This is a genomic window from Ligilactobacillus agilis, from assembly GCF_025311475.1.
Lineage (GTDB): Bacteria > Bacillota > Bacilli > Lactobacillales > Lactobacillaceae > Ligilactobacillus > Ligilactobacillus agilis.
Genome location: NZ_CP104397.1, coordinates 283,649 through 295,000 on the forward strand (window position 1 = coordinate 283,649; position 11,352 = coordinate 295,000).

At 42.7% G+C, this 11,352-nt stretch carries 8 protein-coding genes, 2 tRNA genes, 2 rRNA genes and 1 riboswitch (1 of these 13 running past the window's edge); of the genes, 11 read left to right on the forward strand and 1 reads right to left on the reverse strand.

Features of this window, described 5'->3' with window-relative positions:
* The first annotated feature begins 18 nt into the window (after positions 1–18).
* The 3 genes from budA (at position 19) to serS (ending at position 4,187) form a co-directional block, all read left to right on the forward strand.
* The gene (budA, locus tag N4597_RS01220) at positions 19–741 is read left to right on the forward strand and encodes an acetolactate decarboxylase (protein ID WP_204784228.1); all 723 of its coding nucleotides are present in this window, start codon (positions 19–21) and stop codon (positions 739–741) included.
* 41 nt (positions 742–782) lie between these two features.
* Positions 783–960, forward strand: a riboswitch (Lysine riboswitch).
* A gap of 123 nt (positions 961–1,083) precedes the next feature.
* Positions 1,084–2,541 carry an amino acid permease gene (locus N4597_RS01225; protein ID WP_050611254.1) on the forward strand — a complete coding sequence of 486 codons (1,458 nt, stop codon included), beginning with the start codon at positions 1,084–1,086 and terminating at the stop codon, positions 2,539–2,541.
* A 368-nt stretch (positions 2,542–2,909) separates the two neighbouring features.
* Entirely contained in the window at positions 2,910–4,187 is a 1,278-nt protein-coding gene (serS, locus tag N4597_RS01230; RefSeq protein WP_056976628.1) for a serine--tRNA ligase, read from the forward strand.
* A 93-nt stretch (positions 4,188–4,280) separates the two neighbouring features.
* Here the strand turns inward: serS and N4597_RS01235 are convergent, their stop codons facing one another.
* Positions 4,281–4,970: a helix-turn-helix transcriptional regulator gene (locus N4597_RS01235; protein ID WP_089145185.1), complete on the reverse strand. Its 690-nt coding sequence runs from the start codon at positions 4,968–4,970 to the stop codon at positions 4,281–4,283.
* Positions 4,971–5,261: 291 nt separating this feature from the next.
* On the opposite strand from N4597_RS01235, the gene N4597_RS01240 reads away from it, so the two are divergent.
* The 8 genes from N4597_RS01240 to N4597_RS01275 all read left to right on the forward strand — a co-directional run.
* Complete coding sequence (locus N4597_RS01240; protein WP_056976626.1) at positions 5,262–6,332, forward strand: PTS sugar transporter subunit IIC; 1,071 nt, start codon at positions 5,262–5,264, stop codon at positions 6,330–6,332.
* A 34-nt stretch (positions 6,333–6,366) separates the two neighbouring features.
* Entirely contained in the window at positions 6,367–7,029 is a 663-nt protein-coding gene (gene sdaAB, locus N4597_RS01245; protein ID WP_050611250.1) for an L-serine ammonia-lyase, iron-sulfur-dependent subunit beta, read from the forward strand.
* Positions 7,030–7,047: 18 nt separating this feature from the next.
* Positions 7,048–7,926 (forward strand): L-serine ammonia-lyase, iron-sulfur-dependent, subunit alpha, encoded by an 879-nt coding sequence (sdaAA, locus tag N4597_RS01250; protein WP_050611249.1) that lies wholly within the window; start codon positions 7,048–7,050, stop codon positions 7,924–7,926.
* A gap of 132 nt (positions 7,927–8,058) precedes the next feature.
* Positions 8,059–8,682: a histidine phosphatase family protein gene (locus N4597_RS01255; RefSeq protein ID WP_172584997.1), complete on the forward strand. Its 624-nt coding sequence runs from the start codon at positions 8,059–8,061 to the stop codon at positions 8,680–8,682.
* 395 nt (positions 8,683–9,077) lie between these two features.
* Positions 9,078–10,640 (forward strand): 16S ribosomal RNA (locus N4597_RS01260).
* A gap of 73 nt (positions 10,641–10,713) precedes the next feature.
* A tRNA-Ile gene (locus tag N4597_RS01265) sits at positions 10,714–10,787 on the forward strand.
* A gap of 26 nt (positions 10,788–10,813) precedes the next feature.
* Positions 10,814–10,886 (forward strand) — tRNA-Ala (locus N4597_RS01270).
* Positions 10,887–11,037: 151 nt separating this feature from the next.
* Positions 11,038–11,352 (forward strand): 23S ribosomal RNA (locus N4597_RS01275); it runs 2,603 nt beyond the window's last position.
* The 16S and 23S rRNA genes sit together here with 2 tRNA genes alongside, the layout of an rRNA operon.

Sequence of the window (11,352 nt, forward strand, 5' to 3'; positions counted from 1 at the left end):
TAAAAGAAGGTCTTTACAATGACAAAAGATGGACAAAAAGTTTACCAACATGGCACGCTTGCGCTCTTAGTTCCGGGTTTATTCGATGGAACCATGAAGCTAGCCGAGCTACTTGCGCATGGTGATACGGGGATTGGAACGGCCACGGGCTTAAATGGGGAAATGATTGTTTTAGATGGCACTCCTTATTTGGTCCAAGCCAACGGCCAAGTTAAGACCCTAAGTGCGGAAACGATGATTCCCTTTGCCACCGTTCACTTTGACCAGCCACAGGTTGAATTTGCTGCACAAGGATTATCCATGCAAGCACTTGGTAAGCAGATTTTAGCCAAGTATCCTTACCACAATATCTTCTTTGCCGTTAAGATTGTAGGTAAGTTCAAGCACATGCAAACTAGGGCGGTAGAAGGGCAAGTAAAACCTTATCCAACCTTAGTGGAAGTGGCTAATAAGCAAGCTGTTTTTGAAGAAACAGATAGTCAAGGAACGGTGGTGGGCTACTTTGCTCCAGAATTGTTCCAAGGAATGGCAGCTGCCGGCTATCACCTTCATTACTTGAACGACGCTAAGAAGATGGGGGGCCACATTTTGGGCTTTGAAATTGACCAAGCTCAGGTTTACCTCCAACCATTTGCGACAATCGAGCAACACTTACCGGTTGATAACCAGGAATTCATGGAACATCAAGCCGATTTAGAAAGTATGGGGCAACAGATTAAGAGTGCCGAAGAAGCCGATTAAGAAAAACTTGTTTTTTGCAAGTAAATTTTATACAATAGTCAGTATTGAAAAGAGGTCGCATTCGATATGAGTAACCGAGCTGAGCTAGTAAGGTAGCAAAGAAGCTGGGCTAAAGGAGAGAATGCCGAAGCAAGTGAGTTCCTTAAGCTTACTTGCTGGGCCCTAACTGAATAAGTTAGGGACTGTCGCAGCCTATGACTGCGGAGCGCTATTCAGACACTGATGATTAATGACTGTTAGTAAGAGCGGACCTTTTCTTTAGGTCCGCTCTTTTATTTATTAATTATTATTTCTTAATTGTGCCTAACCTCTAGTAAATTATTTTTAGGAGGTTTTTTCGCAATGGCGGAAAAAAATAATGTGAAGCGTGCTTTGAAGACACGGCACCTTTCGATGATTGCCCTCGGTGGGAGTATCGGTACGGGGTTATTTGTTGCCAGTGGGTCAGCAATTTCAACTGCCGGACCAGGTGGAGCCTTAGTGGCTTACATTGGAATTGGCTTAATGGTTTATTTCTTGATGACTTCACTAGGGGAAATGGCGACCTACCTTCCTGTGACCGGTTCGTTTGCGACTTACTCACGGCGGTTTGTAGATCCAGCCCTAGGTTTTGCAATGGGTTGGAACTATTGGTTTAACTGGGCGATTACACTGGCGGTAGATATCTCAACGGCGGCGATTGTTTTACGCTACTGGTTTCCCCATGTACCTAGTTGGGTCTTTAGTTTAGGGGCATTAATTATCATCTTCTTAATTAACGCTTTATCAGTCGCTTCTTTTGGGGAAACAGAGTATTGGATGTCGCTAATTAAGGTGGTGACCGTCTTGATCTTCTTGGTAGTCGGCTTTTTGACAATCGTGGGAATTATGGGTGGTCATGCGACCTATTTGGAAAATTTTGCTTATAAAAAGGCGCCCTTTGTAGGGGGAGTTCCCTCCATTTTGACGGTCTTTGTAGTGGCAGGTTTTTCTTTCCAAGGAACAGAATTAATTGGGATTACGGCTGGTGAGTCAAAAGATCCGGCTAAGAGTATCCCTAAGGCTATTAAGCAGGTCTTCTGGCGAATTTTATTATTTTACATTTTAGCTATTTTTGTAATTGCGTGCTTAATTCCCTACACTAGTCCTAACTTATTAGGGTCTGATGCAAGTGATATTACCATTAGTCCCTTTACCCTAGTCTTTAAACGGGCAGGACTTGCCTCGGCCGCTTCTGTCATGAATGCCGTTATTTTAACTTCGGTTGTTTCCGCAGCTAACTCAGGTATGTACGCTTCCACCCGGATGTTATTTGCGCTTGGAGTGAGTGGGGATGCTCCTAAGATTTTCGGTAAGGTAAACGGGCGTGGAATTCCAATGCCAGCCTTATTAGGGACGACCTTAGTTGGGTTATTAACATTTCTTTCCAGTATTTTTGGCGAACAAATTTATTCCTTCTTGGTTAGTGCTAGTGGGTTGACCGGATTCATCGCTTGGGTTGGAATTGCTTTAGCTCACTACCGCTTCCGGCGGGCCTTTAAAGCACAGGGGAAAGATTTATCCCAGTTACGCTACAAGGCTAAGTGGTTCCCAGTCGGGCCCTTACTAGCTTTAATCATTTGCTTATTGGTCATCGTTGGGCAGGATATTAAGTCCTTTGCTAACTTAGATTGGCAAGCCATTTCGGTAACCTACATGTCAGTACCGTTATTTATTATTTTGTATTTATACTACAAGCTCCGTTACAAGACGAAGTTAATTCCGTTGACCGAGATTGATTTAACCCGGCACGAACTGGAACATGAGCAAACTGATAAATAATTATCAGTTTTTAGATAAAAAATTACCAAAAAGTAAAAATAAGACTTGAATTTTAAAAATAGATGATTTACCATGTAGGTAAGTTATAAGAAACATCAGAGTACGCCATAAGTAGGCAGTCCAGAGACATGATGGTTGGTGAGAATCATGAGCCGAAACTCCAGCGTTCGTTGTATGGGCAGGTAATGCTGCACGGGAGATCGTTAACTCAATTAAGTGTGATGACAGTTGTCATTGAACTTGGGTGGTACCGCGTAAGAAGTCCTTTCGTCCCAATGTTGGGGATGAGAGGGCTTTTTATTTTTTGCAAAAAGTTGAGCTACGGTAGGTAAACCTTGATGTGATATAACTCTAGGGAGGTTTTTATTATGTTAGATATGAAGGACATGCGTAATAACGTAGAAGAATATAAGCGTCGTTTAGCAACCCGTGGGGTTGAAGAAAAAGAAATCGATGATTTACTAGCTGAAGACAAGAAGCGGCGGGAATTGTTGGTTGAAGCAGAAAATTTGAAGAAGCATCGTAACGAAGTTTCAGAAGCTATCGCTAACGCTAAACGTAATGGTGAAAGTGCCGAAGAACAAATCGTAGCAATGCGCGAAGTCGGGGAACAAATCAAGCAACTTGATGAAAAGTTAGCAGCCGTTGAAGAACGTGTTAATGATATGGCTGCCCGCCTACCAAATATGCCTAACCCAACCATTCCAGTTGGACCTGATGAAGATGCCAACGTAGAATTGTACAAGGTAGGAACTCCACGCAAGTTTGACTTTGAACCTAAAGCTCACTGGGACATTGGGGAAGACTTAGGTATTCTCGATTTTGATCGGGCTGCTAAGGTTTCTGGAGCACGGTTTGTCTTTTACAAAGGTTTAGGTGCCAAATTAGAACGGGCCGTTTACAACTTTATGTTAGATGAACACGCTAAAGAAGGTTATACAGAAGTCTTACCTCCATACATTGTTAAAGCCAAGGCAATGTTTGGGACTGGTCAATTCCCTAAGTTCAAGGACCAAGTTTACCAAGTAAACGGTGAAGATATGACCTTGGTTCCAACTGCCGAAGTACCATTGACTAACTACTACCGTGAAGAAGTTATCCCAACTGAAAAATTACCAGTTTACTTCACGGCCTTAACACCATCATTTAGATCTGAAGCTGGTAGTGCTGGTCGCGATACCCGTGGGTTAATTCGGATGCACCAATTTAACAAGGTCGAAATGGTTAAGTACACTAAGCCAGAAGACTCATACGCTGAATTGGAAAAGATGACTAAGAATGCCGGTAACATCATGGAAAAATTAGGCTTGCCTTACCATGTAATTACCCTTTCAACTGGGGACATGGGCTTTAGTGCTGCTATGACTCATGACCTTGAAGTTTGGATGCCAGCCCAAGATACTTACCGGGAAATTTCTTCATGTTCTAACTGTGAAGCCTTCCAAGCACGGCGGGCGCGGATTCAATACCGGGATGAAAATGGTAAGCTCCAATATGTTCACACCCTAAACGGTTCTGGTTTAGCCGTTGGTAGAACGGTAGCTGCTATTTTAGAAAACTACCAAAACGAAGATGGTACGGTTACTGTGCCTGAAGCATTAAGACCTTACTTACACGGGTTAGAAGTTATTACTAAACAAGACTAATAAAGCAAGAAGCGCCGCTACTGATAAAGTAGCAGCGCTTTTTAGTTAGTAGCCAAAAACTGCCTCCGCTTTTAAAGTGGGGGCAGTTTTTGCTTAGTTATCTAATTTTTTAACCTGGTTTAAGTAGCGGTAAACGGTTGGAATCGAAGTGCTTAGTTCGGCAGCCACATGGGCAACGGAGTCCTTTAATAAGAAGTAGCCATCATTATAAAGAATCTGGATAATGGCTAGTTTATCCTTTTTACGTAGGTACTTGACGGACACATTTAACTCCTGGCACTTATCGGCAATAACGTTCTTTAAAAAGGAGTCATTTGATTGGTTAAAGTGTTCCACCGGTTCTTGTGACTGGTTAGGGTCATCATAGCCTTCCAAAGAATGGGTCGGCAGGTTGAATGCTTGGTTGACAAGTTCTAGTTGTTTAGTTAAATTATTTAAGCTGGACTGATCAGTGTTGACGCAAATCATAGCTACAATTTGACCTTGGTAGCGGATGAAGTAGGTGGAGGAGCGAAGGTTGGTGTTGCCAGCCCGGCCCCGGTAATTAGCGATGAAATCGCGGTTTTCTTTCTTACCCGCCTTAATAGTGCGCAAAGCTAGGTTAGAAGCGGGGTCACCGATTTTACGGTGGGTAATATTAGCGTTTTCAATGTGAATGACAGAATGTTCTAAGTCTGTAACATCATTAAGGACCACTTCGCTATTAGGGCCCAAGATACTTGCGATGAATTTAACAAGCGGGATAAAAGATTCGATATAGGTTCGAATTTCATTACTTTCCATAGCTATCCCTCCATAAGATGATAGTTTATTATCAGATTGATAATACTTATATATAACATTTTACTACAAATATGATTAAAGATACATATGTTTATGCAACTAAAACTAATTTAAGTTTAATAATTAGTGATTTTTTGTAGAAAAAGCCGCTAAATCGCGGGCTAAAATAATAAAACTTTTAATAAGTGAAAAAAACCACAAGCGAGCGCTTGCAAAAATATTATCTAAGTGATACTCTTTTATCAGAAAGATAATTAATTATCAAAATAACAAAAAAAGAGGCGAGTAATTATGTCTATTGTTTTAGGCGTTTTGATGTTATTTGCAGTAATTGCGCTTATGAGTTTATTCACTTTTAAAGCCCCTTATGGTCGTAAATCAGTTAGTGCTTTATCCGGTGCAGCTTGTGCTACCTTCTTACCACAAGCATTTTTAAGTTATGCGATTGGTGAAGTGTTCCACGTTGAGATTGCACGCCAAATCGGGGATGTCATGGGTTCAATGGGTGGTTTAGCTGCTGGTGCCTTAGTACCACTTGCGTTTGGAATCAGCCCAGTCTTTTCAATGATTGTCGGAATTTCTTTGATGAAGTTCAAATTATTACCAGCTTTTATTGCTGCCTACCTAATTTCCTTCTTAATTAAGGAAATCGAAAAAAGAGTTACCGGTGGTTTGGATTTAATCGTCGTGGTTTTAGTTGCTCCGCTCTTAACTAATTTAGTGGCAACCTTAATCCAACCAGGAGTAATGGGAATTTTAACTGTAATTGGTGGTACAATTACAGCGGCAACTAAAGGTAACCCTTACGTGATGGGGGCCGTTTTAGGGGCAATTATTCCGCTAGTAGGAATGACCCCACTATCATCAATGGTATTGACGAGTTTAATTGGTTTAGTTGGTACACCAATGGCTATTGGGGCTTTGGGTTGTACAGGGAACTCCTTCTTAAACTTCTCCTTCTTTAGAAAGATGAAGTTTGGAGACGACGCCACCACAATTGCGGTCACAATCGAACCGTTAACTCAATTAGACATCATTTCAGCTAACCCAATTCCAATTTTTGTAACTAACTTGGTAGCCGGGGCAATCAATGGTATTATTGTAACCATGTTTGGCTTGGTAGTGAGAGTTACAGGGATGGCTACTCCTTGGGCCGGATTGATCGTTGTTTTTGGAATGAATCCGCTCGTAAAAACTTTAATAGCAGTTATTTTGATATTTATCAATAGTACGATTTGGGCATACGTTGGGGCTTACTTCTTCAACCATGCCGACATTAAGATTCACACCATTGATGAAATTCGTGAAGCTAAAGATGAAAAAGAAGCTGGCCATGTAGTTCATGGACACGCAGCTGTTTAATTACTAGCATAATCAAGTAAAGGAGATAAGAAAGATGAGTGGAAATTACAGAAGTGTATTTGACATTATCGGTCCCGTTATGATTGGTCCTTCTAGTTCCCATACAGCGGGGGCGGTTGCAATTGGGCAAGCCGCTAACAAATTATTTGGTGGAATTCCTGATGAAGTAACAGTTCATTATTATGGTTCCTTTGCACAAACCCACAAGGGTCACGGTACAGATTATGCAATTACCGCTGGGGTAATGGGGTTTGAAACGGATGATCCTCGTGTTCCTAATTCTCAAGAAATAGCCAAGAAGATGGGCTTGGAGATTGAATTTATTGAAGAACCGGGCGATAGTCCGATTAATCACCCTAACACAGCTGTTTTAGATATGGTAGGTCGCGATAAAAAGATGCGGGTATCAGGTTGCTCTATTGGTGGTGGGGCAATCGAAATCAGAGAAATAATGCTACGGGGTATGGAAATCAGACCAGCCGGACCACTGCCAATTATTCTTTATATAGATAGCGATAAGAATAAGGAAAAAGAATTAGCCTTAACAAAAGAAATCGAAAGAGTAGCACCCTTTGAAAATCGGCAAGTTCTACAAGGAAAAGAGTGCAATATCTATGAGTTCAATATCAAAAACTATATGCGCGATAAGACTAAGAAGAGCTTAGCCTCTAAGTACGATGGGATAATTTGTCTATAAGGTTGGGAGATTTTTAAAATGGAAAGTGTCAAAGAATTAGTTGAAAAATCAATGTCACAAAATATTCCTATTTCTGAACTGATGATTCAGGAGGAATGCGCAACATCTGGTGCTTCTAGACAAGAAGTATGGGATAAGATGAAAAACAACCTCGAAACGATGCGGGCCGCTGTAAAACGAGGGTTAACGGGTGATGGTGTTTACTCTAAGACGGGTTTGACCGGTGGGGAAGCTGTCTTAATTAAGAAGTATCGCCAAGAGCACAAATCGCTCTCGGGTGACGCCGTTATGAGTGCGGTCCAAGCAGCTATTTCTACTAACGAAGTTAACGCTGCAATGGGGGTTGTGTGTGCTACCCCGACAGCTGGTTCTGCCGGAACTTTACCTGGGATATTGTTTATGTTAGAAGAAAGACTAAACTTAAGTGAAGAACAAATGATAAGGTTCTTGTTTACAGCTGGTGGTTTTGGGATGATTATTGCCAACCAGGCTTGCATTGCTGGAGCTAGTGGTGGTTGCCAAGCCGAAGTCGGTAGTGCCTCCGCAATGGGAGCTGCCGCCGCAGTTGAAGCCGCTGGTGGTAACGCTGAACAGAGTGCCCAGGCTTTGGCAATGGCTATCAGTAACTTGTTGGGCTTGGTTTGTGATCCCATCGCAGGCTTGGTAGAGTTACCATGCGTCAAGCGAAATGCGATTGGGGCAGGTAATGCGCTTATTTCAGCCGATATGGCCTTAGCAGGTTGCGTAAGCAAAATTCCGGCAGACGAAGTTATTTCTGCGATGGATAAAGTTGGCCGGAACCTTCCTGAGTCATTGAGAGAAACTGGAATTGGTGGGCTAGCCGGAACACCTACCGGGCAAAAGATTAAAATGCAGATTTTTGGTCAAAAGGTTTAATTTGTTAGTTATTAGTATAGTAGGAAAAATGTCTACCGTTTTTAGGGGCGGTGGGCATTTTTATTTGCAAAATTTGCTAGTGCTAGTTACTATTGCTACTATAAAGTTATCTTTAAATGAAGGGGTAGGCAGATGAGATTTTATTTAGTGAGACATGGTAAGACGGAATTTAACTTGGCAAAAAGGTTTCAGGGTGGGGCGGTTGACTCACCATTACTTCCTGAAAGTATTATTAATGCCCAAAAGGTCGGTAGTTATTTAGCTGATCTTAAGTTTGCGGGGGCTTTTGCTAGTCCACAAGAACGGGCGGTAGTTACAGCCCAAAATATAGTTGATCAGTGGGAGGTAGCTCCTAAGATTAAGAAAATAGCGGACCTAAGGGAGATGAACTTTGGAAAGTGGGATGGTGATTTAGTAGCAGCCCATCAAGGGGAAGAATTATTTGAGCAATTTTTAAAGTATCCTAGTCAGTTTGAAGGCGAAAAACTAGGCGGAGAGAATTATTATCAATTTACCCACCGGGTGCAAGCTGGGTTGAAGTCGATTTTTGAAGAGGGATTTAAAGCTGAGGAAAACGTCTTGGTGGCAGCCCACGCTTTGGTGATTTCTTTTGCTGTTAAGAGCTTATTGGGAAAGAGTTTTGAAGAAATTAGAGCTGCTGGGTTAGTGGCTAATACGAGTGTTACGGTTTTAGAAACGAATGATTTTAATGAATTTAAGTTATTAGATTGGAATAATACGAACTTTTTAATCTGATTTTAAATATAATTCGGGCTTTAAAATATTTTTAAAAAACTTGTAAAAAAAGATTGACCGGCCAAGAAATAGTTGGTAAGATAATATTCGTTGCTGATACGAAAGTATTTGCTTGAAAGAAAATTTTAATTGGTTGTTGACAATTATGACAAGGTCAGTTAAAATTTTAAATGTCGTATAAAAAGTATAAAATTTAATTTTACTAAGAAATTATAATTTTTACTTGCTTTTATATTTTTGAAATGATAATATATAAAAGTTGTCGCTACGACAAAGAAGTAGATCTTTGAAAACTGAACAAAGTTTTAGACAAACCAAATGTGTAGGGTCAGTTGGAAACAACTGCAAAACATTTGCGAAGTCAATTCGCTAGTATAAAAATGAGTCACAAATTCTAAAATGAGAGTTTGATCCTGGCTCAGGACGAACGCTGGCGGCGTGCCTAATACATGCAAGTCGAACGCTTTTTTCAATCATCGTAGCTTGCTACACCGATTGAAAATTGAGTGGCGAACGGGTGAGTAACACGTGGGTAACCTGCCCAAAAGAGGGGGATAACACTTGGAAACAGGTGCTAATACCGCATAACCATGATGACCGCATGGTCATTATGTAAAAGATGGTTTCGGCTATCACTTTTGGATGGACCCGCGGCGTATTAACTTGTTGGTGGGGTAACGGCCTACCAAGGTAATGATACGTAGCCGAACTGAGAGGTTGATCGGCCACATTGGGACTGAGACACGGCCCAAACTCCTACGGGAGGCAGCAGTAGGGAATCTTCCACAATGGGCGCAAGCCTGATGGAGCAACGCCGCGTGAGTGAAGAAGGTCTTCGGATCGTAAAACTCTGTTGTTAGAGAAGAACATGCGAGAGAGTAACTGTTCTTGTATTGACGGTATCTAACCAGAAAGCCACGGCTAACTACGTGCCAGCAGCCGCGGTAATACGTAGGTGGCAAGCGTTGTCCGGATTTATTGGGCGTAAAGGGAACGCAGGCGGTCCTTTAAGTCTGATGTGAAAGCCTTCGGCTTAACCGAAGAATTGCATTGGAAACTGGAGGACTTGAGTGCAGAAGAGGAGAGTGGAACTCCATGTGTAGCGGTGAAATGCGTAGATATATGGAAGAACACCAGTGGCGAAAGCGGCTCTCTGGTCTGTAACTGACGCTGAGGTTCGAAAGTGTGGGTAGCAAACAGGATTAGATACCCTGGTAGTCCACACCGTAAACGATGAATGCTAAGTGTTGGAGGGTTTCCGCCCTTCAGTGCTGCAGCTAACGCAATAAGCATTCCGCCTGGGGAGTACGACCGCAAGGTTGAAACTCAAAGGAATTGACGGGGGCCCGCACAAGCGGTGGAGCATGTGGTTTAATTCGAAGCAACGCGAAGAACCTTACCAGGTCTTGACATCCTTTGACCATCTTAGAGATAAGATTTTCCCTTCGGGGACAAAATGACAGGTGGTGCATGGCTGTCGTCAGCTCGTGTCGTGAGATGTTGGGTTAAGTCCCGCAACGAGCGCAACCCTTGTTGTCAGTTGCCAGCATTAAGTTGGGCACTCTGGCGAGACTGCCGGTGACAAACCGGAGGAAGGTGGGGACGACGTCAAGTCATCATGCCCCTTATGACCTGGGCTACACACGTGCTACAATGGACGGTACAACGAGTCGCAAACTCGCGAGGGCAAGCTAATCTCTTAAAGCCGTTCTCAGTTCGGATTGTAGGCTGCAACTCGCCTACATGAAGTCGGAATCGCTAGTAATCGCGAATCAGCATGTCGCGGTGAATACGTTCCCGGGCCTTGTACACACCGCCCGTCACACCATGAGAGTTTGTAACACCCAAAGCCGGTGGGGTAACCTTTTAGGAGCTAGCCGTCTAAGGTGGGACAGATGATTGGGGTGAAGTCGTAACAAGGTAGCCGTAGGAGAACCTGCGGCTGGATCACCTCCTTTCTAAGGAAAATTACGGAAACCTACACGGGGTTTAAAACTTTGTTTAGTTTTGAGGGGTTTACTTCTCGAATATGGGCCTATAGCTCAGCTGGTTAGAGCGCACGCCTGATAAGCGTGAGGTCGATGGTTCGAGTCCATTTAGGCCCATTTACATAGAAATATTTCTAACTCATGGGGCTTTAGCTCAGTTGGGAGAGCGCCTGCTTTGCAAGCAGGAGGTCATCGGTTCGATCCCGTTAAGCTCCATTGATAGCGTAAGCTATCGAACTTGTTCTTTGAAAACTAGATATTTATTCTATTTCTTATTTAATGAAAAACCGAGAAAACACCGCGTTTTAAAGAGTTAAAACAAGAATTAGTTCTTAATTGCAAACTCATAGCTTGAATTATTAAGCGAGGTTAAGTTATTAAGGGCGCATGGTGGATGCCTTGGCACTAGGAGCCGATGAAGGACGTGACTAACTGCGATATGCTTCGGGGAGTTGTAAGTAAACTGTGAACCGGAGATTTCCGAATGGGGCAACCCAGCAGGCCTAACGGCCTGTTATCGCTAAGTGAATTCATAGCTTAGTTGAAGGTAGACGTGGGGAACTGAAACATCTAAGTACCCATAGGAAGAGAAAGAAATTCGATTCCCCCAGTAGCGGCGAGCGAAGAGGGAAGAGCCCAAACCGAGAAGCTTGCTTCTCGGGGTTGTAGGACTGGACTTTAG

Coding starts and splice junctions, on each gene's coding strand:
- budA (WP_204784228.1), top strand. CDS start 19: ATGACAAAAGATGGACAAAAAGTTTACCAACATGGCACGCTTGCGCTC.
- N4597_RS01225 (WP_050611254.1), top strand. CDS start 1,084: ATGGCGGAAAAAAATAATGTGAAGCGTGCTTTGAAGACACGGCACCTT.
- serS (WP_056976628.1), top strand. CDS start 2,910: ATGTTAGATATGAAGGACATGCGTAATAACGTAGAAGAATATAAGCGT.
- N4597_RS01235 (WP_089145185.1), bottom strand. CDS start 4,970: ATGGAAAGTAATGAAATTCGAACCTATATCGAATCTTTTATCCCGCTT.
- N4597_RS01240 (WP_056976626.1), top strand. CDS start 5,262: ATGTCTATTGTTTTAGGCGTTTTGATGTTATTTGCAGTAATTGCGCTT.
- sdaAB (WP_050611250.1), top strand. CDS start 6,367: ATGAGTGGAAATTACAGAAGTGTATTTGACATTATCGGTCCCGTTATG.
- sdaAA (WP_050611249.1), top strand. CDS start 7,048: ATGGAAAGTGTCAAAGAATTAGTTGAAAAATCAATGTCACAAAATATT.
- N4597_RS01255 (WP_172584997.1), top strand. CDS start 8,059: ATGAGATTTTATTTAGTGAGACATGGTAAGACGGAATTTAACTTGGCA.